Source organism: Kineococcus aridisoli, from assembly GCF_050871885.1.
Taxonomy (GTDB): Bacteria; Actinomycetota; Actinomycetes; order Actinomycetales; family Kineococcaceae; genus Kineococcus.
Genome location: NZ_JBJLSF010000019.1, coordinates 37,074 through 57,916 on the forward strand (window position 1 = coordinate 37,074; position 20,843 = coordinate 57,916).

Consider the following 20,843-nt stretch of genomic DNA (forward strand, 5'->3'; position numbering starts at 1 on the left):
CGAACCCGTGAGCGTCCCGCCCACCACCGCGTCCAGCGCCGCCCCCGCCGGTGCGGGGGCGCGCCTGTCCGGGCGCCTCGGCGTCGGCAGCATCGTCTTCATGGTCGTCGCGGCGGCGGCGCCGCTGACCGTCGTCGGGGGCAACGTCCCGCTGGCGATCGGCAGCGGCAACGGCGCCGGCGCTCCCGTGGGGTTCGTCCTGGCGGCCGCGGTGCTGCTGGTGTTCTCCGTGGGGTTCGTCACGATGACCCCGCACGTCTCCGAGGCCGGGGCGTTCTACTCCTACGTCACCCGCGGGCTGGGCCCGCGCGCCGGCATGGGCAGCGCGTACGTGGCGCTGCTGGCCTACACCGCCATCCAGGTCGGCATGTACGGCTACCTGGGCTGGGCCCTGGGCGACCTCGTCACCCGCTACGGCGGTCCGGAGGTGCCCTGGTGGGCGTACGGGTTCGCCGGGATCGCCGTCGTCGCCCTGCTCGGCCACCGGCACATCGACCTCAGCTCCCGGGTGCTCGGCGTCGCGCTCGTCCTGGAGATCGGCGTCGTCCTCGTCCTCGACGCCGCGATCGTGCTGCGCGGCGGCGCGGCCGGTGTCGACGCCGTCTCCTTCACCCCGCAGGCCGTCGCCTCCGGCCCGCTCGGCGTCGCGGTCCTGTTCGCCCTGACGGGCTTCATCGGGTTCGAGGCCACCGCCGTCTTCCGCGACGAGGCCCGCGACCCCGAGCGCACCGTCCCGCGCGCCACCTACCTCGCGGTCCTCGTCATCGGCGCCTTCTACGCGCTGTCCTGCTGGGCCGTCGTCGTCGGCGTCGGCTCCGGGCGCGCCCAGCAGGTCGCCCGGGAGTCGCTGGACGCCGGCGGCAACATGCTGCTCGACGCGGCCGGCACCTACGTGGGCACCGTCCTGCGCGACCTCGTGCAGGTGCTGCTGGTCTCCAGCGTCTTCGCCTGCGTGCTGTCCTTCCACAACATCGTCGCCCGCTACCAGTTCGTCCTCGCCGGCAGCGGGCACCTGCCGCGCCGGCTCGCCGCCGTCCACCCCCGGCACGCCTCGCCCGCGGTGTCCTCGCTGGTGCAGACCCTGACGGCCGCGGTCCTCGTGGCGGTCTTCGCCCTCGTCGGCCTCGACCCGCTCGTCGGCGTCTTCGGGTCGATGGCGGGCGTCTCCACCGTCGGCATGGTCCTGCTCATGCTGCTGACCTCGGTGGCCGTCGTCGCGTTCTTCTCCCGCCGCCCGGACCTGCGGGCGGGGCGGACCGGCCGCGCCCTGCTCGCCCCGGCCCTGGCCGTGCTGGCGCTCGCGGTGAGCCTGTGGCTGGTGGCCTCGAACTTCACGCTCGTGACCGGCGGCAGCGCCGGGGTGAGCCTGCTGCTGGGGCTGCTGCCCGTCGCCGCGTTCGCGGCCGGGGCCCTGGCGGGCGGGCGCCGCACCGCCTGAGCGGTGCCTCAGCCGCGCTCGTCGGCGCCCGCCGGGCCCTGCTCGCCGGTGCCGCCGCCACCGCGCGGGCGCCGCGCGACGGGCAGCCGCCGCAGCTGGAAACCCCTCAGCCGGCGGCGGATCCGCGCCGCCTGGCGCTCGTTCAACAGGGCCGCGCGGCGGACCGCCCGCTCGGTGCTGTCGTGCCGGTCCATCCGTGGCCTCCGTCCTGGAGAGAGGACTGTGACACGGGGGGCCGACAGTTGCACCCGGACACCCTCCGGACCACCCGGACGCAGCAGCACGGACCCGGGCCCCCGCCTCAGCCGGCCCCGGGCAGGTGCCCCCACAGCACGTCCAGCGCGCCCTCGAGCTCCACGCGGCCCAGCGCCGCGGGCAGCAGCAGGGTGCTCGCGCGCGGGAGGGTCCCCGACCAGCCACCGGCCCGGACGGCGACCTCCTGCTGCCCGACGTTGGTCAGCACCTGCGCGGTCGCGAACTCCCGCCCGACGGTGACTGGGGCGCCGGAGCGCCAGCGGTGCAGGACGAAGTACGCGCTCTCGCAGCAGACGACGCGGCGCACGCCGTCCTCGTCGGCGGGGCCCGCGCCGTCGCGCACGCTCGGGCGCTCGGCCAGGCGGGCCTCGCGCAGCAGGGCGTCGACGTTCGCGGCGCGCTCGTCGTCGGGGACGGGGGAGCCGTCCTCCATCTGCCAGCCCATCGCGTGCTGCTGCAGGTCGGAGGTCTGCTCGATCTCGTAGACGAGCGTGCCGGGACCGAAGGAGTGCACGGTGCCGGCGGGCACGAGGACGGTGTCGCCGGCGGAGACGGGGAAGCGCACGAGGACGTCGTCGAAGCGGTCGGCCAGCAGCGCCTCGCGCAGCTGCTCCTCGCCGACGTCGGGGCGCACCCCGCACAGCACGGTGGCCTCCGGCGCGGCGGCCAGCACGTGCCAGGCCTCGGTCTTGCCGTTCTCCTCCCCGCGCAGGCGACGCGCCGCCTCGTCGTCGGGGTGGACGTGCACGGGCAGCGCACCGGTGCCGTCGATGAACTTGGTGAGGATCGGGAACCGGCTGCCGCGCCAGCCCGCGCCGACCAGCCCCTCGGGGTCGCGGGTGACGAGCTCGCGCAGCGGGGTGCCGGCCAGCGGGCCCTCCTGCACGAGGCCCACCTCGCCGTCGACGTCGCTGACCTCCCACGTCTCGGCGACCGGGCCGTCCGGCAACCCGCTGCGCCCGAGCAGGTCCGCGATGGCGCGGCCGCCGAACACGTGCTGCTTGACGGAGGTGCTCAGGTGCAGCGGGTACCAGTCCACGGTGGTGCGCTCCTCAGAGGATCGGGGTGCCGCCGGTGACGGCGACGCGGGCGCCGGAGACGTAGCTGCCGTCGTCGGAGGCGAGCAGCACGTACACGGGGGCCAGTTCGGCGGGCTGGCCCGGGCGGCCCAGCGGTGCCTGCTGGCCGAAGCTCTCGACCTGCTCGGCGGGCATCGTCGAGGGGATGAGCGGCGTCCAGATCGGCCCCGGCGCCACGCTGTTGACCCGGATCCCCTTCTCGCCCAGCAGCTGCGCCATCGAGGCGCACATGTTCGCGATCCCGGCCTTGGTGACCGAGTAGGGGATGAGCGTCGGCTTGGGGTTGTCGGAGTTCACCGAGCTGCTGCCGATGATCGACGACCCGGGGCCCATGTGCGGCAGCGCCGCCTTGGACAGGTAGAAGAACGCGCTGAGGTTGGTGTTGAGGGTGTGCAGCCACTCCTCGTCGGAGATCTCCTCCAGCGACTCGTGGCTCATCTGGTACGCGGCGTTGTTGACGAGGACGTCGACCTTGCCGAACTCCTGCACGCACTTGTCGACGATCGCGCGGCACTGCCCGGCCTGCGAGACGTCACCGGGCACGAGCACCGCCCTGCGGCCGGCCTCCTCCACCCACTTCGCCGTCTCGCGGGCGTCCTCGTCCTCGGACAGGTAGCTGATGACGACGTCGGCGCCCTCGCGGGCGAAGGCGATGGCCACGGCCCGCCCGATGCCGGAGTCGCCGCCCGTGATGATCGCCGCCTTGCCGGTCAGCTTCCCGCTGCCCCGGTAGGACTGCTCGCCGTGGTCGGGCTTCGGGTCCATCTGCGCGGTGGTGCCGGGCGGTTCCTGCTGCTGCGACGGCTGGGACACCGGGTGCTCCTCTCGTGGTGGACGTGCTCTCCCCGGACCCCCTACCCGGCCCGCCGCGTCCTACCCGGGGAAGGTGGCCGGGTGCGCCTCCTCCACCCCGTGGCGCGGGCCGGGCCGGGGGCTGCTGGCGGTCGCCGCGTGCGTGGGGGTGCCCCGCGGCGTGGTCCTGCCGGGTGTGCGCGCGCGCCGCGGCGCCGTCGTCGGGGCGCCGGTGGCGGGCACCCGTCATCGGCCTGGCCCGCTGAGCGGCCCACCGGGTCGGCCGGCGCCGGCTACTCGAAGCGGGCGGGGTCCCCCGCACCGACCCGCACGACCTCCGGGGAGCCCGAGGAGAGGTCGACGACGGTGGTCGGCACCGTGCCGCACTCCCCGGCGTCGACGACGGCGTCGACGACGTGGTCGAGCTCCTCCTTGATCGTCCAGGCGTCGGTGGGCGGCTCGGAGACCCCGGGCAGCAGCAGCGTGCTCGACAGCAGCGGCTCCCCGAGCGCGCTCAGCAGCGCCCGCACGAACGGGTGGTCGGGGATGCGCACGCCGACGGTCTTCTTGCGCGGGTGCGCGAAGCGGCGCGGCACCTCCTTGGTGGCGGGCAGGATGAACGTGTACGGGTTCGGCGTCGCGGCCTTCACGGCGCGGAACTGGGCGTTGTCCTGGTGCACGAACTGCCCCAGCTGGGCGAAGTCGGAGCACACGAGCGTGAAGTGGTGGCGCTCGTCGAGGTGGCGGATGCGGCGGATGCGGTCCGCGCCGGTGCGGCTGTCCAGCCGGCAGCCCAGCGCGTAGCAGGAGTCGGTCGGGTAGGCGATGAGCGCGTCCTCGCGCAGCATCGCCACCAGCTGGGCGATCGCCCGCGGTTGCGGGTCCTGCGGGTGCACCTCGACGAATCGTGCCACCCGGGGACTGTAGGCACTCAGCCCGGGACCCGCACCCGAGCGAAGTCGACCGTGCGCCGGTGCCGGAAGCCCATCGCCTCGTACAGCCGGATCGCGGGGGTGTTCGTCGCCGCGGCGTGCAGGAACGGCAGCTCCCCCCGGGCGGCGATGCCGTGGGCGACGGCGCGCACCAGCGCGCTCGCCAGCCCCCGCCCGCGGGCCGCCGGGTCGGTGCACACCGCGCTGACCTCGGTCGCACCGCCGACGTGCAGGCGCTCCCCGGCCATCGCCAGCAGCCGGCCGCCCTCGCGGACGCCGACGTAGCGGCCCAGCAGGTGCGTGCGCGGCAGGAACGGGCCCGGCTGGGTGCGCGCGGTGAGGTCGAGCATGTCCGGCACGTCGTCCTCGCCCAGCTCCACCGCCCCCGGCACGGCGGCCAGGTCGGCCGTGCGCAGGTCGGGACCCGCGACGAGCTGGACGCCGGGCAGGACCGAGGTCACCGCGAAGCCGTCCGGGACGGCGCCGCCGAAGGCGGGCACGAGGACGGTGGCGCCCGCCCCGGCGAGCGCCGCCAGCTCCCGCCAGGCCCGCTCGTCGCCCTGGTCCGCCAGGCCGCAGAAGGGCGAGACGTCGGCGGGGTAGCGCCGGCCGGTGCCGGTGCCCTCCGCCAGCCGCGCGTGCGGGCCGCTCAGCGCGGACCAGACGGGGTTGTCCAGGGCGGGGTCGTCCGGGGCGGGGTCCTGCGGGGCGGGCGGGTCGTGCGCGATCACCCGGGCATGGTTCCACGCCGCCGCGCGGCGCCGGCGCGGGCCAGCGCCGCGCAGCAGAGCGCCACCTGCGCCGCGGTGAGCAGCGACACCAGCGCCAGGGCGGGCCCGGAGCCGAGCGCCGGCAGCGCGCTCGCGTGCGCGCCGTGACCGGTGACGAGCAGCGGTGCGGCGCTCGGCGGTGCCGCGTGCAGGGTCAGCAGCGCGCCGTGGGCCGCGAGCATGCCGCCGCCGGTCAGCGCGCACGTCGCCCACGCGCGCCGGCACGGCGCGCGCCACAGGTGCCCCGCGCACGGCAGGCACACCAGCGACATCAGCAGCAGGGCCGCCGCCGCGGGCAGCGAGGCACCGGCGTGGGCGAGGGCGAGCGGGACGTGCAGGACCGCCGCCGCCCCCCCGAGCGCGGCGGCGGCCCTGCTCGCCCGGCTGCTCACGCGCTGCAGCACCCTCCGGCGGCGGCGCCGTGGGAGGACACCGGTGCCGCCGGGACGCCCAGGGTGGGGTTGCGGTCGAAGAACCCCACCGGCTTGAGGGTGAACCCGGTGTGGTCGACGGGCATGACGGGCCAGTCCTCCGGCCGCGGGAAGTGCGTCAGGCCGAAGGTGTGCCACAGGACGACGTCCTGGCCGTCGAGGTCGCGGTCGGCGGCGGCGAACGCGGGCAGGCCGGCGCCGCCGGGGTTCTGGTTCACCAGGTCGCCCGCCGGGTAGCGCTCGTCGGGCGAGTACCGCGTCACCCACAGGTGCTTGGTGGCGAACGTCGCCCGGTCGTGGACGGAACTGGTGTCGTCGGCCAGCAGCACCGGCTGGTGCTCGGGGTGCAGCGCGTACCCCGTCGGCTGCCCCAGCGCGTTGGTCCGCTCGGTGTTGACGACGTGCCAGACCCGCCCGCTCGCGCCGTTCGCCTCGCGCTGGGCCACCGACTCCGAGGTCAGCCGCGTCACCTTGCGGGCGAAGGCGTTGCCGTAGGGGTTCCCCGGACCGCGCGGCACCCGCACCGCCTCGACCTCCTCGACGGCGTTGGCCACGCCGTCGACCGTCATGTCCAGCCGCGCGGAGAACAGGTGCTGGTGGAAGGGGGCGGCCAGGCCGGGGGCGATCTCGGTGGAGTGGGCCAGGCCCTCCTCGGGGTGGGCGGCGGTGAAGACGACACCGGTCGCCTTGGCCTCCAGCTCGATCGTGCCGTCGAGGTAGAGGTACCAGTAGAACCCGTAGTCGTAGTTGCCGATCGTGGTGAAGAAGGAGATGACCAGGCGGCGCTGGCGGCGCGTCTGCGCCATCCCGTTGAACATGTCGGTGTGCTTCCACAGCACCCCGTGGTCCTCCTCGTGCAGGCAGATCGCGTTCTGCACCGTCCGCGGCCGGCCGGACTCGTCGGCCAGCACCGCGTCGAGGTAGTGGATCTCCCCGAGGCAGTCGCAGCCCAGCGCCAGGGAGTTCACGTACCGGCCGAACAGGTACTCGCCGGTGTCGAAGTAGTTCTGCCAGAACCGCACCGGCGAGGGGTCGGCGTAGGGGACGACCATCTCGGCGATCGAGGCGCGGTAGACGACCGGGCGCTGGACCTCCTGCTCGGCGGGGGTGGCCGCGGTGGGGTCGGCGACGGACAGCTGGTGCAGCGTCAGGCCCTCGCGGGCGTCGAAGCCGACGCGGACCCGCCAGCCCGCCCAGCTGACGACGTCGCCGTCGACGGAGAAGCTGGGGCCCTCCGGCTGGGTGATGGAGATGGGCTTGAGGTCGGTGCGCTCGCTCTGGGCGTGCGGGGCGGCGTCCCAGCGGCCGGTCTGCTGCGGGACGTCGAAGCGCCGGTGGTCCAGGACGTGCAGCACCCGCTGCGCGGTGATGTCGACGAACGCGACGACCCCGTCGACGGGGTGCGCCCACGGCAGCGCCTCGTCGTCGGGCTGGTGGAACCCGAAGACGCGCATGATGCGGGCGCTGCCGGGATCGGTCCCGGGGATGTCGTCGTAGGAACCCGACGACAGCGGCACCGAGCGCACCCGCGCCGGGTCCAGGCCGCGGGCGCGCATCGCCGCGACCCAGCGCTCGTCGGCGTTGACGATCGGCTCGATGAGCTCGAACTCCGCGTCCAGGATCGGCAGCTGCCCCTCGGCCGGGCCGTCGACGACGCGGTCGGCGACGACCTCCCCGCGGTCCAGCGAGACGGCCACGTCGCGGCCGGTGCCCGAGGCGGTGTCCAGCAGCAGCACGCGCACGGTGCGGGTCACGCGGTCGCCGGGGGAGAAGGCGAGGACCTCGGCCTTGGGCGGTTCCAGCAGCCCCACGTAGGCGAACCTCGTGGTGGGGCCCAGCGCCCCCGCCTCCTCGAGCAGTCCGCGGGTCGCGTCGATCTCCGCCGCGGTCAGCCGGTCCAGCGGGTGGGCCGGGCCGGAGCCGGGGACGAGGTCGGTGGCGGGGGTCTCCAGCAGGCTCATGCGTCGATCTCCGGGGTGTTCTCGTGGACGGGCTGGGCGGGGACGGGCTGGGCGGGGACGGACTGGGCGGGGCCGCCGACCTGGTGCGGCACGGTGGCGGCCTGGGCGCTCGCGGTGGCGAGCGGGTCCGCGCCGGGCCTGAGGAGCCCGACGAGCGGGCCCACGAGGTAGCTGGCGGCGGTGAGGGCCAGGAACACCGCGCCGACGGTCCAGCCGCCGACGAGCAGCCCGAAGTTCGTCGCCGTCAGGTACGCGGCGACCCCGAGGCCGACGACGCCGATCGCGGGTGCGAGCAGGGTGTTCCACGGGCGCGGGTCGACGCGGTTGCGGCGGAAGAAGACCAGGACCGCGACGCAGGTGAGCAGCATGAGCAGGACGAACCCGAGCGTGGCGATGCCGGACATCCACGCGTAGACCTGCAGCACCGGGTCGAGCGAGGTGGCCGCGAACACCGCCAGCAGCACGAGCGCGGAGGCCGTCTGCAGCAGCGAGGCGACGTGCGGGGAGCGGTGGCGGGCGTGGCTGCGGCCCCAGGAGCGCGGCAGGACGCCGGTGCCGGCCATCGAGAACACGTAGCGGTTGAGGACGTTGTGGAACGACAGGACGCAGGCGAACAGGCTCGTCAGCAGCAGGACCTGCACGAGGTCCCCGACGACGGTGCCGGCGTAGTCGGCGGCGGTCGTCACGACCATGCCCTCCGGGTCCTCGGCGGCCGCGGCGACCGCGCCCTCGTCGCCCCAGGCGGAGACGATCGCCCACGCCGAGACGGTGTAGAAGACGCCGACGAGGGCCAGCGAGGCGTACGTGGCGCGCGGGATGGTGCGGTCCGGGTCGCGCGCCTCGTCGCGGAACACCGCGGTGCACTCGAACCCGATGAACCCGGCGAGGGCGAACATCAGCCCGATGCCCGGTGCGCCGGCGGCGATGCCCGACGGGGTCAGCGACGCGGTGGAGAAACCCCCGTCCCCGCCGCCGGCCAGCACGACCCCGGCGTCCACGACGAGGACGATCCCGACCTCGGCGACGAGCAGGACGCCCAGCACCCTGCTGGAGAGGTCGATGTGGCGGTAGCCGAGCAGGCCGACCGCGGCGATCGAGAGCGCGCTCCACACCCACCACGGCAGGTCCGGGCCGCCGAGGTCGTCGGCGACCACGCCGCCGAGCGCGGCGCCCAGGTAGCCGTACACCGCGGCCTGGATCGTCTGGTAGGTCAGCAGCGCCAGGAACGAGGCGCCCAGGCCGTGCCAGCGCCCGAGCCCGGCGCCGACGTAGGTGTAGAACGCGCCGGCGTTCGGCACGTAGCGCGTCATGGCGGTGAACCCGACGGCGAAGAAGAACAGCACGACCGCGCCGATCGCGTACATCGCCGGGTACCCCGCGCCGTTGCCCAGGGTGATCCCCAGCGGCACGCTGCCGCCGACGACGGTCAGCGGCGCCGCGGCCGCGACGACCATGAAGACGATCGAGCCGACGCCGAGCCGGCCGCTGAGGCGGGCGGGCGCTCCCGGGGGGACCTCGGTGTTCGCGGTGTTCGCGGTGTCCGCGGTGGTCGCCATGACGCTCCTTGCGCGAGGACGCACGGCGGCCGGGCGGCCGCCTGGGGCGATCCTCGACGGCGCGCGTTTCCGCCGTGTTGCCCGCGCGTGACGACTCGTCGCGTCGCGCGGGGCGCTCCCGGCGACGGGTTCCCCCGTCGCGGGAGCGCTCAGCCCAGGTCGAGCAGCCCCCGCGCGGCCAGGTCGTCCACGGCCTCCCGGGCCGTCTCCAGCGAGGTGCGCCGGGGCCGGTAGCCGAGCAGCTCGCGGGCCTTGCGCGTGCTGGCGCTGTGGCTGCGGGACAGGTGCTCCCAGCTGGCGTCGGCGTGCTCGCCGGCGGCCGCGCGGAACTCCTCCCAGGAGACGGGGCGCAGGTCCGCCTCCCGGCCGAACCACCCCGCGGCCGCGCGCGCGAAGCCGCGCACGGTCAGCGCGCGCTCGGAGACGACGTGGAAGCTCTCCCCGGCCGCGGCCCGCGGGGCGGCCAGGGCCAGCTCGAAGCCCTGGGCGACGTCGTCGGCGTGGACGTGGTGCAGGGTCTCCAGCCCGAGGCCGGGCACGAGCAGCGGCCGGCCGGTGGCCAGCCGGTGCCACACGTCGGGGTCGAGGTTGCCCAGCGGGGTGATCACCGGCCAGCCGGCGCCGCTGATGTGCCCCGGGTGCAGGACGGTGGTGGGCAGGCCGCCGCCGCGGGTCTCGGCCAGCAGCAGCTCCTCGATCGCCGCCTTCTGCGTGCCGTACTCGCCGAACGGCTCGCGCGGGTCGTCCTCGCGCAGCGGCGAGGCCGCCGCGGGGCCGTGCACCCAGATGGTGCCGCAGTGCAGCAGGAACGTGCCCCGCGGGCGCAGCGCCGCCACCAGCTGCCGCGCGGAGGCCGGGGTGAAGCAGACGAGGTCGACGACGGCGTCCGCGCCGAGCGCGGCGACCCGCTCGCCGAAGGTGCCGGCGGCGTCCTCGGCCTCGCGGTCGGCCACCACCCGCTCGACCCGCTCCCAGGCCGGGTGCGGGTGGTACGGCTGCCGCTCGCCGCGGCTGAGGGCGACCACCTCGTGCCCGGCCCCCACGAGGCGGGGCACGAGGTGGGTGCCGACGTGGCCGGTGGCTCCGATGACGACGACGCGCATCCGGCCACCCTGCCCGCCCGTCAGCCCGCGTGCGCGCCGAGCTCCGCCACCAGGGCGCCGACGAGGTCGCCGGCGCCCGCGGCCGGCTCCAGGGCGTCGGCGAGGGCGCCCAGGACGAGCGCCACCCCCACGGCGCCGGGGTCGGGCAGGCCCAGCGCCCGCTCCCCGACGTAGGAGGCCCGCCCGCGCCGGGGCAGCATCCGCGCGGTGGCCGCCGCGCCGTCGACGGCCGCGCGCACGAGGTCGGCGAGGCCGCCGGTGGAGGCGGCGGCCGCCGCCGCCGGGTCGACCATCGTGCGGTCGCCCGGCCGGGCGCCGCCGACGCGCTGCACCGCCGCCACCGCGCCGGCCAGCCCCGCGCGCACCGCGTCGGCGTCCGCGCGCGGCGCCTGCTCCAGCGCCGTGCGCAGCTGCTGGAGCAGCAGCCCGTACAGCGGGCCGCTGGAGCCGCCGACCTCGTCGAGGAAGGCGTGCTCGGCCGCCCGCAGCCCCCGCGCGGTGGCCGGCGCGTCGGCGGGCGCGGTGGCGCCCAGCGCCGCGCGCACGCCGCCGGCGAGGTTGTCGCCGAAGTCGCCGTCGCCGCTGGCCTGGTCCAGGCGGGTCAGCACCGGGTGCGCCCGCTCGACGGCCGCCCGCAGGGCCGTCAGGAAGGCGTCCTCCCCCACGGGGTCGCCCGCGGGGTCGGCGGCGGGGTCGGCGGCGGGGTCGGCGGCGGGGTCGGCGGCGGGCGCCGGCGCGACGGGCTCGGCGCTGGGCAGCGCGGGGGTGGCGGTGGGGGCGCGCAGCAGCTCGACCCACCCCGGCTCCAGCGCGGTCAGCGTCAGCGAGAAGCCGCGCATGTCCAGCGCGGCCACGTAGGTGCCGGCCAGGGCGACGGCCGGCTCCAGCCCGCGCTCGTCGAGGCCGCGGGCGACCCGGTCCAGGATCGAGTACAGCTCCAGCTGGGTCACCGACCCCAGCCCGTTGACCAGGACCGCGTACCCGGCGGGCGTCGCGGGCACGTGCTCCAGCAGCTGCCCGAGCATCCGGTCGACGAGCTCGTCGGTGCCCGGGCGCTCCACGGTGCTCACGGCCCGCTCGCCGTGGATGCCGACGCCGTACTCCAGCTGCCCCGCGGGCAGCTCGAAGGCGAGGCCCCCGCCGCCGGGGGAGGTGTGCGCGCGCGAGGCCACGGCCAGGCTGCGGGAGGCGGCGACCACGCGCCGGCCCAGGTCGGCGAGCTCGGCCAGCTCCGCGCCGGCGTCCGCGGCGGCCGCGAGGACCTTCTCCACCAGCACGGTCGCGCCGGTGCCGCGCCGGCCGGTGGCCGAGCCCTCGACCTCGGTGGCCAGGTCGTCGTCGACGAGGACGGTCTCCACGGCGGTGCCCTCGGCGCGCAGCCGCTCGGCCGCGATGCCGAAGTTGATGACGTCACCGGTGTAGTTCTTCACCACCAGCAGGACCCCGCCGGGGCGGGCGACCGCGCGCGCCGCCGCGTGGACCTGCCGGTTGTGCGGGGAGGCGAAGACCTGCCCGGGCACGGCGGCGTCCAGCCCGCCGCGGCCGACGAAGCCGGTGTGCAGCGGCTCGTGCCCGGAGCCGCCGCCGGAGACGATCGCGACGCGCCGGCCGGGGTCGGGGTCGGCGGCCGCCACGAAGGCCGGGTCCCGGCTGACGCGCACCGACGCGCCGTGGGCGCGCGCGAAGCCGGCGAGGGCGGAGGCGACGACGTCGTCGCCCGTGGAGAAGTGGTCGAGGCTCACGGCCGCCATCCTGGCCGCTGCGCCCCGCCGGCGGGAGGGGGTGGCGCGGTGTGACCGGGGTCTCCGGGGCTCCCCGCGAGCCGGTGGCCGGCCGGGGCTAGTGTGCTGGTGCCCGGTGCTGCACGCAGCAACTTCCGACCGATGACGAGGAAGACGAGGACGACTGGTGGACCTCTTCGAGTACCAGGCGCGCGACATGTTCGCCGCGCACGGCGTACCCGTGCTGGACGGCAGGGTCGCCACCACGCCGGAGGAGGCCCGGGCGGCCGCCGAGGCGATGGGTGGCGGCACCGTGGTGGTCAAGGCGCAGGTGAAGACGGGCGGCCGCGGCAAGGCCGGCGGCGTCAAGCTCGCGCACTCGCCCGAGGAGGCGGCCGAGCGGGCCCGCGAGATCCTCGGCATGGACATCAAGGGCCACACCGTGCACCAGGTGATGGTCGCCCAGGGCGCGAGGATCGCCGAGGAGTTCTACTTCTCCGTCCTGCTGGACCGCTCCAACCGCACCTACCTGGCGATGTGCAGCGTCGAGGGCGGCATGGAGATCGAGCAGCTGGCCGTCGAGCGCCCCGAGGCGCTGGCCCGCGTGCCCGTGGACGCGCTCACCGGCATCGACGCCGCCAAGGCCGCCGAGATCGTCGAGGCGGCCGGGTTCGCGCCCGAGCTGCGCGAGGCCGTCGCCGACGTGGTCGTGAAGCTGTGGGGCGTCTTCACCGCCGAGGACGCCACGCTGGTCGAGGTGAACCCGCTGGTGCGCACCGAGGACGGCGCGGTCGTCGCCCTCGACGGCAAGGTGACGCTCGACGAGAACGCCGACTTCCGCCACCCCGAGCACGCCTCGCTCGTCGACGCCGCCGCGGCCGACCCGCTGGAGGCCAAGGCGAAGGAGATGCACCTCAACTACGTCAAGCTCGACGGCGAGGTCGGCATCATCGGCAACGGCGCGGGCCTGGTGATGAGCACCCTGGACGTCGTCGCCTACGCCGGCGAGCAGCACGGCGGCGTCAAGCCCGCCAACTTCCTCGACATCGGCGGCGGCGCCTCGGCGCAGGTCATGGCCAACGGCCTGGACGTCATCCTGGGCGACGCGCAGGTCAAGAGCGTGTTCGTCAACGTCTTCGGCGGCATCACCGCCTGCGACGAGGTCGCCAAGGGCATCGTCTCCGCGCTCGGCATCCTCGGCGACGAGGCCACCAAGCCGCTGGTGGTGCGCCTGGACGGCAACAACGTCGAGGAGGGCCGGCGCATCCTCGCCGAGGCGGACCACCCGCTGGTGACCGTCGTCGACACCATGGACGGCGCGGCCGCCAAGGCCGCCGAACTCGCGAGCACCGGAAAGGCCTGAGCCCCGTGGCGATCTTCCTGAACTCCGACAGCAAGGTCATCGTCCAGGGGATGACCGGCTCCGAGGGGCGCAAGCACACCCAGCGGATGCTGGCCTCCGGCACGAACGTCGTCGGCGGCGTGAACCCGAGCAAGGCCGGTCAGAGCGTCGACTTCACCGGCGCCGACGGCTCGCCGGTGCAGGTGCCCGTCTTCGGCACCGTCGCGCAGGCCCGCGAGGCCACCGGCGCCGACGTCAGCGTGGTCTTCGTCCCGGCGAAGTTCACCAAGGCGGCCGCCGTGGAGGCCATCGAGGCCGACACCCCGCTCGTCGTCGTCATCACCGAGGGCGTCCCGGTCAAGGACACCGCCGAGTTCTTCGCGCTCGCCCAGCAGCGGGGCACCACCCGCATCATCGGGCCGAACTGCCCCGGCCTGATCAGCCCCGGCAAGTCGAACGTCGGCATCATCCCGGCGAACATCACCCCGCCCGGGCGCATCGGGCTGGTGTCCAAGTCGGGCACGCTGACCTACCAGATGATGTACGAGCTGCGCGACATCGGCTTCTCCTCCGCCGTCGGCATCGGCGGGGACCCGGTCATCGGCACCACGCACATCGACGCCCTGCAGGCGTTCCAGGACGACCCCGAGACCGACCTCATCGTCATGATCGGCGAGATCGGCGGCGACGCCGAGGAGCGCGCGGCCAAGTTCATCGAGGCCAACGTCACCAAGCCCGTCGTCGGCTACGTCGCCGGCTTCACCGCCCCCGAGGGCAAGACGATGGGCCACGCCGGCGCGATCGTGTCCGGCTCCGCCGGCACCGCGCAGGCCAAGAAGGAGGCCCTCGAGGCCGCCGGCGTCAAGGTCGGCAAGACCCCCAGCGAGACCGCGAACCTCGCCCGGGAGATCTTCGAGAAGCTCTGATCCCGCCCCGCAGCCCCCGCCGACCGCGTGTCGGCGGGGGCTGCGCGCGTCCGGCGGGGGAGCATCGAGGAGATGTCCACGCTCGTCGAACCCTCCGCCAAGGCTCCCAGGACCACGGCCGCCGACCTGCTGCCGCTGCTGACCGCGGCGCTGCGGGCCGTGCTCGCGCTGCTCGTGCCCGTCCTCGTGCTGAGCGTCCTCGCCTGGATCGCCTCCGTGCGCTCCACCTCCTCCCTGGCCGCCGTCTGCCGCGTCGGCGCCGACCTGTGGCTGCTCGCGCACGGCGCCACCGTCGCCGTCGTGGGCGGCGAGGTCGGCCTCGCGCCGCTGGGGATCACGCTGCTGGCGGTGCTGTCCGCCGTGCGGGCGGTGCGCGCCTGGGCGCGCGACCAGGGCGCCGCCGACCGCCCCGTGCCCTTCTGGGCGGCGGTGGGGACCTTCGCGGGCGGCTACGCGCTGCTCGCCGGGTTCGTCGCGCTCGTCTCCCGCTCCGGGGTGAGCGCCGCCGCGCCGGTCGGCAGCACGGTCGGCGGGCTCGTCGTGGGCGCCGTCGGCGCGCTCGCGGCGCTGTGGCCGCACCGGCCGCCGCTGCCCGCGGCCGTGCCCGCCCTCGTGGCCGCCGCCCTGCGCCCGGCGCTGGCCGCCTGCGCCGGGCTGCTCGCCGTCGGCTCGCTGGTCGTGGCCGCCGCCCTGGCCCGCGGGCACGCCGGCGTCCTGCTGCTGCACGAGGCGCTCGACCCCGGGGTCCTCGGCGGAGCGCTGCTGACGCTCGCGCAGGTGCTGCTGCTGCCGACCCTGGCCGTGTGGGGGCTGGCGTGGGCCTCGGGCGCCGGCTTCGCGGTCGGCGCCGGCACCTCGGTGGCACCCGGCGGCACGAGCCTGGAGGCGCTGCCGGCGGTCCCCGTCCTCGGCGCGCTGCCCGCCCCGGGGCCGGGACCCGTGCTGGCGTGGGCGGCGCTGGCGCTGCCCGTCCTCGTCGGCGCGCTCACGTGGGCGCTGCAGACCCGGCGCGGGCCCGTCCCCGGCGGGCTGCTGCACCGCTGCGGCGCGGCCGTGCTCACCGGCGTGCTCGCCGGCGGCCTCACCGGGCTGCTCGCGCTCGCCGCGAGCGGGCCCGCCGGCGCCGGGCGCATGGGCGAGCTCGGCCCGTCCCCGCTGCTGACGGCCGCCGTCGTCGCCGGCGAGGTCGCCGCCGGCGCGCTGCTGGCCCTGTTCGCCGGCCGCGCCTGGCGCTCCCGGCGCGGCGCCCGGCACGTCGTGGTGCTGCCCGAGGAGGGCCGCACCCCCGGCAAGCTGCTCACGGACGACTGAGCGGACGCACTAGAGTCCCTCTCCGTGCCCGCCCGTGTGGTCGTCCTCGCCTCCGGCTCCGGTTCGACGCTGCAAGCGCTGCTCGACGCGGCCGACCCGTCGTTCGAGGTCGTGGCGGTGGGCACCGACAAGGCCGGCGCCCCCGCCCTGGAGCGGGCCCGCGCCGCGGGGGTGCGGACCTTCACCGTCGCACCGGGCGGCTTCGCCGACCGCCCCGCCTGGGACGCGGCGCTGGCCGCGGCGATCGCCGCGCACGAGCCCGACCTGGTCGTGCTGGCCGGGTTCATGCGCATCCTCGGCGCGCCCGTGGTCGACGCCTTCGCCGGCCGCCTGGTCAACACCCACCCGGCGCTGCTGCCCGCCTTCCCCGGCGCCCACGGCGTGCGCGACGCCCTCGCCCACGGCGTGAAGGTCACCGGCTGCACCGTCCACCTCGTCGACGCCGGTGTCGACACCGGGCCGATCCTGGACCAGGTGGCCGTGCGGGTCCTCGACGACGACGACGAGGCGAGCCTGCACGAGCGCATCAAGGTCCACGAGCGCGAGCTCCTCGTCGACGTCGTGGGCCGGCTGGCCCGCGCAACCCCCGCACCCGCAGCAGCACCCGACAGCGAGAGGACGGCCACCCGCCGATGACCGCGGATCACAAGGTCCCCGTGAAGCGCGCCCTGGTCAGCGTGTACGACAAGACCGGGCTGGAGGAGCTCGCGCAGGGCCTGCACGCCGCCGGCGTGGCCATCGTCTCCACCGGCTCCACGGCCTCGCGCATCGCCGCGGCCGGGGTCCCGGTGACCCCGGTGGAGGAGCTCACCGGCTTCCCCGAGTGCCTGGACGGGCGGGTGAAGACGCTGCACCCGCGGGTGCACGCCGGCATCCTCGCCGACCGGCGGCTGCCCGAGCACGTGCAGCAGCTGGCCGACCTCGACGTCGAGCCGTTCGACCTCGTCGTGGTGAACCTCTACCCCTTCGCCGCGACCGTCGCCTCCGGCGCCGGGTACGACGAGGTCGTCGAGCAGATCGACATCGGCGGCCCCTCGATGGTGCGCGCGGCGGCCAAGAACCACCCCAGCGTCGCCGTCGTCGTCGACCCCGCCCGCTACGGCGACGTGCTGACCGCCGTCGCCGGCGGCGGGTTCGACCTGCCCCAGCGCAAGCGGCTGGCCGCCGCGGCGTTCGCGCACACCGCCGCCTACGACACCGCCGTCGCCGGCTGGTTCGCCGAGCAGACCCTGGACGAGGGCGACGAGGGCTGGCCGGCGGTCACCGGGACGGCGCTGGAGCGCACCGCCGTCCTGCGCTACGGGGAGAACCCGCACCAGCGGGCCGCCGTGTACGCCGACCCGGCCTCGGAGCCGGGCATCGCGCAGGCCGTGCAGCTGCACGGCAAGGCGATGTCCTACAACAACTACGTCGACGCCGACGCCGCCCTGCGCGCGGCCCACGACTTCACCGCCCCGGCCGTGGCCGTCATCAAGCACGCCAACCCGTGCGGCATCGCGACCGGCACCGACGTCGCCGACGCCCACGCCAAGGCGCACGCCTGCGACCCGGTCTCGGCCTACGGCGGCGTCATCGCCGCCAACCGCCCGGTCACCGCGGCGATGGCCGCGCAGGTCGCCGACGTCTTCACCGAGGTCGTCATCGCCCCCGGCTTCGAGCCGGAGGCGCTGGAGGTCCTGCAGCGCAAGAAGAACATCCGGCTGCTGCAGCTGCCGGAGGGCTACGGCCGCCCCCCGCAGGAGTGGCGCCCGGTCTCCGGCGGGATGCTCGTGCAGTCGCTGGACCGCATCGACGCCGACGGCGACGACCCCGCGCACTGGACCCTCGCGGCGGGCGAGGCCGCCGACGAGGCCGTGCTGGCGGACCTGGTCTTCGCCTGGCGCGCGGTGCGCTCGGTGCGCTCCAACGCGATCCTGCTGGCCTCGCAGGGCGCCTCGGTCGGCGTGGGCATGGGCCAGGTCAACCGGGTGGACTCCTGCCGGCTGGCCGTCGAGCGCGCCGGCGCCGAGCGCGCCCGCGGTGCGGTCGCCGCCTCCGACGCGTTCTTCCCCTTCGCCGACGGTGCGCAGATCCTCATCGACGCCGGGGTGCGGGCGATCGTGCAGCCCGGCGGCTCCATCCGCGACGCCGAGGTCGTCGAGGCGGCGGCGCGGGCCGGCGTGACGATGTACTTCACCGGCGCCCGCCACTTCGCCCACTGAGGCCGCGGTGCCCCCGGCCCCGGCCCCGGAACGGGTCCCCCCACCGGGCAACGCCGTGCTCGCGACCCTCGTCGCCGGGCTCGTCGCCGCCCTGGTGCTGACCTGGTTCACGGGACCGACGACCGGGGGCATCCTCCTCGGCGCCGACCTCGCGGTCGCCGCCGTGCTGCGGCTGGTGCTGCCCGTGCGCATCGCCGGGGCGCTGGCCGTGCGCTCGCGCGCGGTCGACGTCGCGGTCCTGCTCGTGCTCGCCGTCTCCTGCATCGCGCTCGCGGGGATCGTGCCGACACCCTCCTGACGCGCGGTGGCCTGGGTTACGCTGCCGGGGACCATCCAGAGCGGCTGAGAGACCTGGCTCGTCGACGCCGCAGCAACCGCACGCCCCGCCGGGCGCGCAGGTGCTTCCGCCAGGACCGATGGAGGAAGGCACACCGATGTCCCTGAAGTTCGCCTACTGGGTCCCCAACGTCTCCGGTGGTCTCGTCGTCTCGACCATCGAGCAGCGCACCAGCCACGACCCCGCCTACAACGTCGAGGTGGCCAGGGCGGCCGAGCGGGTCGGCTTCGACTACGCGCTGACCCAGGTCCGCTACCTGGCCTCCTACGGCGCCGACGCCCAGCACGAGTCCACCTCGTTCTCGCTCGCGCTGCTGCTGGCCACCGAGCGGCTGAAGGTGATCGCCGCCGTCCACCCGTTCTTCTGGCACCCCGGCGTCCTGGCGAAGTTTGCCGCGACCGCCCAGGAGCTCACCGGCGACCGGCTCGCGCTCAACGTCGTCTCCGGCTGGTTCAAGGACGAGGCCACGCAGCTCGGGGTCACCTGGCACGAGCACGACGAGCGCTACCGCCAGTCCGAGGAGTTCATCCGCCTGCTGCGCGGGGTGTGGAGCGAGGACGGCTACAGCCAGCGGGGCGACTTCTTCAACGCCACCGGCATCACCTTCCGCCCGCAGCCGAAGGTCCAGCCCGAGCTGTTCCAGGGCGGCAACTCCACGGCCGCGCAGGCGATGGCCGGGCGCGTCAGCGACTGGTACTTCATGAACGGCAGGTCGATCGCCGACGCCGCCGCGCAGGTGCGCGAGGTGAGTGCCCTCGCCGCCGCGAACGGACGCTCGATCAAGTTCGGGCTCAACGGGTTCGCCGTCGTGCGCGAGACCCGCGAGGAGGCCGGGGCGGTGCTGGAGGAGATCGTCGCCAAGGCCGACGTCGCGAAGGTCGAGGGCTTCGGCGCGGCCGTCCAGGAGGCCGGCAACGCCACGAAGGACCGCAAGGGCATGTGGGCCGACAGCTCCTTCCGCGACCTGGTGCAGTACAACGACGGCTTCCGCACCGGCCTGGTCGGCACGCCCGACGAGGTCGCCCGCCGCGTGCTGGCCTACCGGCTCGTCGGCGTGGACCTGCTGCTGCTGGGCTTCCTGCACGTCAAGGAGGAGGTCGAGGCGTTCGGCGAGCTCGTCATCCCCCGGGTGCGCGAGCTGGAGCAGCGGCTCGTCGCGGGGGAGGACCTGCAGCTGGGCCCCGAGCTGGACGAGGCGGTCGCCGCGGCGACCAGCCCCGTGCCCGCCTGAGCCGGTCCGTGGTGGGCCGGGGCGGGCGGCGCGGGCGCCCGCCCGCCCGCCTGCCCGTCCAGCTGCCCGCCCTCGCCGGAGCCCTGCTGGCCGTCACCGCCTGCTCCCAGCAGGCGCCGGCCGCGCCCGCCGGGACGCCGGCACCGGTGGCGCGCCCCGCCACCGGTGCCGAGGCACCGCCACCGCCGGTCGTCGTGCTCGACCCCGGCCACAACGGCGGCAACGCCACCGCCCCCGGGGTGATCGGCGCGCCCGTGCCGGCCGGCGGCTTCACCAAGCCGTGCAACACCACGGGCACCTCCACCGACGCCGGCTACCCCGAGCACGCCTACGCCTTCGACGTGAGCCTGCGCGCCGCGGAGCTGCTGCGGGCCCGGGGGGTCGTCGTCGTGCTCACCCGCACCGACGACACCGGCGTCGGGCCCTGCGTGGACCGCCGCGCGCAGATCGCGAACGAGGCGCGGGCGGCGCTCGCGGTCTCCGTGCACGCCGACGGGGCCGCGGCCTCCGCGCGCGGCTACCACGTCGTGGAGCCCGCGCTCGCGCCCGACGGCGGCAACGCGGCCGTCCTGGCGGCCTCCGACGTGGCCGCCCGCGACCTGCTGGCCGCCTTCGGCGCCGCGACGGGGTCGCCGCGCGCCGGCTACCCCGGCGACCTCGTCGAGCCGGGCCTGACCCGCCGCGACGACCTGGCCGGGCTCAACCTCGCCCGCACCCCGGCGGTGCTGCTGGAGTCGGCGAACATGCGCAACCCCGAGGAGGCGGCGGCCGTCTCCGACCCGGCGTGGCGCCAGCGCGCCGCGCAGGGCGTCGCCGACGGCGTGCTGGCCTTCCTCGCGCGCTGAGCGGCCGGCACCACGTACCGTGCCTGCCGTGAGCGCCCCTCCCGTGACCGCCCCCGCCGACGCCACCACCGAGCTCGTCGTCCTGCTGACCGAGGACGGCTCGCCGTGCGGCACGGCGCCCAAGGCGGACGTGCACCACAGCGCGACGCCGCTGCACCTGGCGTTCTCCTGCTGGGTCCTCGACGACGCCGGCCGCACCCTGCTGACCCGCCGCGCGGACGGCAAGCGCACCTGGCCGGGCGTGTGGACGAACTCCTTCTGCGGCCACCCCGGCCCCGGGGAGGAGCCCGAGCAGGCGGTGCACCGGCGCGCCGGCCACGAGCTGGGCACCAGCGTCGTCGACGTCGCCCCGGCCCTGCCGCTGTTCCGCTACCGGGCCGTCATGGCCGACGGCACCGTGGAGAACGAGGTCTGCCCCGTCTTCACCGCCGCGCTCGCCGGCGCGGTCGACCCGCACCCGGACGAGGTGGGGGACTGGCGCTGGATCGGCCTGGACGAGCTGCGCGCCGAGGTCGCCCGCGACCCCTCGCCGTTCAGCCCGTGGATGCTGCTGCAGCTGGAGCAGCTGGAGCAGCTGCCGCGCTGAACCGGCTCGGCGCGCCGGTTCAGCGC

20 protein-coding genes and 1 riboswitch are annotated in these 20,843 nt (G+C 75.9%); of the genes, 10 read left to right on the forward strand and 10 right to left on the reverse strand.

Annotation, left to right across the window (positions count from 1 at the left end):
* Positions 1 to 7 precede the first annotated feature (7 nt).
* Positions 8 to 1,438, forward strand: coding sequence for an APC family permease (locus tag ACRYM2_RS07715; RefSeq protein ID WP_432521229.1), 1,431 nt, complete (start codon positions 8 to 10; stop codon positions 1,436 to 1,438).
* An 8-nt stretch (positions 1,439 to 1,446) separates the two neighbouring features.
* On the opposite strand, the gene ACRYM2_RS07720 is transcribed toward ACRYM2_RS07715, so the two are convergent.
* The 10 genes from ACRYM2_RS07720 to ACRYM2_RS07765 form a co-directional block, all read right to left on the reverse strand.
* Positions 1,447 to 1,632 carry a hypothetical protein gene (locus tag ACRYM2_RS07720; RefSeq protein ID WP_432521231.1) on the reverse strand — a complete coding sequence of 62 codons (186 nt, stop codon included), beginning with the start codon at positions 1,630 to 1,632 and terminating at the stop codon, positions 1,447 to 1,449.
* Between the two features lie 107 nt (positions 1,633 to 1,739).
* Positions 1,740 to 2,732, reverse strand: a complete 993-nt coding sequence (locus ACRYM2_RS07725; RefSeq protein ID WP_432521233.1) for a type I phosphomannose isomerase catalytic subunit — start codon at positions 2,730 to 2,732, stop codon at positions 1,740 to 1,742.
* A 13-nt stretch (positions 2,733 to 2,745) separates the two neighbouring features.
* Complete coding sequence (locus ACRYM2_RS07730; protein WP_432521235.1) at positions 2,746 to 3,585, reverse strand: SDR family oxidoreductase; 840 nt, start codon at positions 3,583 to 3,585, stop codon at positions 2,746 to 2,748.
* A gap of 272 nt (positions 3,586 to 3,857) precedes the next feature.
* Positions 3,858 to 4,478, reverse strand: a complete 621-nt coding sequence (locus ACRYM2_RS07735; RefSeq protein WP_432521237.1) for an L-threonylcarbamoyladenylate synthase — start codon at positions 4,476 to 4,478, stop codon at positions 3,858 to 3,860.
* Positions 4,479 to 4,495: 17 nt separating this feature from the next.
* Positions 4,496 to 5,227 (reverse strand): GNAT family N-acetyltransferase, encoded by a 732-nt coding sequence (locus ACRYM2_RS07740; RefSeq protein WP_432521239.1) that lies wholly within the window; start codon positions 5,225 to 5,227, stop codon positions 4,496 to 4,498.
* On the reverse strand, positions 5,224 to 5,658 hold the full coding sequence (locus ACRYM2_RS07745) for a hypothetical protein (protein WP_432521241.1): 435 nt from the start codon (positions 5,656 to 5,658) through the stop codon (positions 5,224 to 5,226). The genes ACRYM2_RS07740 and ACRYM2_RS07745 overlap by 4 nt, the downstream gene beginning before the upstream one ends.
* Positions 5,655 to 7,658 carry a primary-amine oxidase gene (locus ACRYM2_RS07750; RefSeq protein ID WP_432521243.1) on the reverse strand — a complete coding sequence of 668 codons (2,004 nt, stop codon included), beginning with the start codon at positions 7,656 to 7,658 and terminating at the stop codon, positions 5,655 to 5,657. The genes ACRYM2_RS07745 and ACRYM2_RS07750 overlap by 4 nt, the downstream gene beginning before the upstream one ends.
* Positions 7,655 to 9,214 (reverse strand): APC family permease, encoded by a 1,560-nt coding sequence (locus ACRYM2_RS07755; protein ID WP_432521245.1) that lies wholly within the window; start codon positions 9,212 to 9,214, stop codon positions 7,655 to 7,657. The genes ACRYM2_RS07750 and ACRYM2_RS07755 overlap by 4 nt, the downstream gene beginning before the upstream one ends.
* A 149-nt stretch (positions 9,215 to 9,363) precedes the next feature.
* Positions 9,364 to 10,317 carry an NAD-dependent epimerase/dehydratase family protein gene (locus tag ACRYM2_RS07760; protein WP_432521247.1) on the reverse strand — a complete coding sequence of 318 codons (954 nt, stop codon included), beginning with the start codon at positions 10,315 to 10,317 and terminating at the stop codon, positions 9,364 to 9,366.
* A gap of 20 nt (positions 10,318 to 10,337) precedes the next feature.
* Positions 10,338 to 12,059, reverse strand: coding sequence for a dihydroxyacetone kinase family protein (locus ACRYM2_RS07765; RefSeq protein ID WP_432521249.1), 1,722 nt, complete (start codon positions 12,057 to 12,059; stop codon positions 10,338 to 10,340).
* Positions 12,060 to 12,225: 166 nt separating this feature from the next.
* Here ACRYM2_RS07765 and sucC point away from each other — a divergent pair, with 166 nt between their 5' ends.
* The 9 genes from sucC (at position 12,226) to idi (ending at position 20,817) form a co-directional block, all read left to right on the forward strand.
* On the forward strand, positions 12,226 to 13,401 hold the full coding sequence (gene sucC, locus ACRYM2_RS07770) for an ADP-forming succinate--CoA ligase subunit beta (protein WP_432521251.1): 1,176 nt from the start codon (positions 12,226 to 12,228) through the stop codon (positions 13,399 to 13,401).
* A 5-nt stretch (positions 13,402 to 13,406) separates the two neighbouring features.
* Positions 13,407 to 14,306, forward strand: coding sequence for a succinate--CoA ligase subunit alpha (sucD, locus tag ACRYM2_RS07775; RefSeq protein ID WP_432521253.1), 900 nt, complete (start codon positions 13,407 to 13,409; stop codon positions 14,304 to 14,306).
* A 72-nt stretch (positions 14,307 to 14,378) separates the two neighbouring features.
* The gene (locus tag ACRYM2_RS07780) at positions 14,379 to 15,617 is read left to right on the forward strand and encodes a cell division protein PerM (protein ID WP_432521254.1); all 1,239 of its coding nucleotides are present in this window, start codon (positions 14,379 to 14,381) and stop codon (positions 15,615 to 15,617) included.
* A gap of 24 nt (positions 15,618 to 15,641) precedes the next feature.
* A complete protein-coding gene (gene purN, locus ACRYM2_RS07785; RefSeq protein WP_432521255.1) occupies positions 15,642 to 16,253 on the forward strand; it encodes a phosphoribosylglycinamide formyltransferase in 612 nt (203 codons plus the stop codon).
* The gene (gene purH, locus ACRYM2_RS07790; protein ID WP_432521257.1) at positions 16,250 to 17,818 is read left to right on the forward strand and encodes a bifunctional phosphoribosylaminoimidazolecarboxamide formyltransferase/IMP cyclohydrolase; all 1,569 of its coding nucleotides are present in this window, start codon (positions 16,250 to 16,252) and stop codon (positions 17,816 to 17,818) included. Before purN ends, purH begins: the two co-directional genes overlap by 4 nt.
* 55 nt (positions 17,819 to 17,873) lie before the next feature.
* A complete protein-coding gene (locus tag ACRYM2_RS07795; protein ID WP_432521259.1) occupies positions 17,874 to 18,116 on the forward strand; it encodes a DUF3017 domain-containing protein in 243 nt (80 codons plus the stop codon).
* A gap of 28 nt (positions 18,117 to 18,144) precedes the next feature.
* A riboswitch (SAM riboswitch) is annotated at positions 18,145 to 18,241 on the forward strand.
* Between the two features lie 11 nt (positions 18,242 to 18,252).
* The gene (gene sfnG, locus ACRYM2_RS07800) at positions 18,253 to 19,386 is read left to right on the forward strand and encodes a dimethylsulfone monooxygenase SfnG (protein WP_432521260.1); all 1,134 of its coding nucleotides are present in this window, start codon (positions 18,253 to 18,255) and stop codon (positions 19,384 to 19,386) included.
* Between the two features lie 8 nt (positions 19,387 to 19,394).
* Positions 19,395 to 20,231: an N-acetylmuramoyl-L-alanine amidase gene (locus ACRYM2_RS07805; RefSeq protein WP_432521262.1), complete on the forward strand. Its 837-nt coding sequence runs from the start codon at positions 19,395 to 19,397 to the stop codon at positions 20,229 to 20,231.
* A 28-nt stretch (positions 20,232 to 20,259) separates the two neighbouring features.
* Positions 20,260 to 20,817, forward strand: a complete 558-nt coding sequence (gene idi / locus ACRYM2_RS07810) for an isopentenyl-diphosphate Delta-isomerase (protein ID WP_432521263.1) — start codon at positions 20,260 to 20,262, stop codon at positions 20,815 to 20,817.
* Positions 20,818 to 20,843 lie beyond the last annotated feature (26 nt).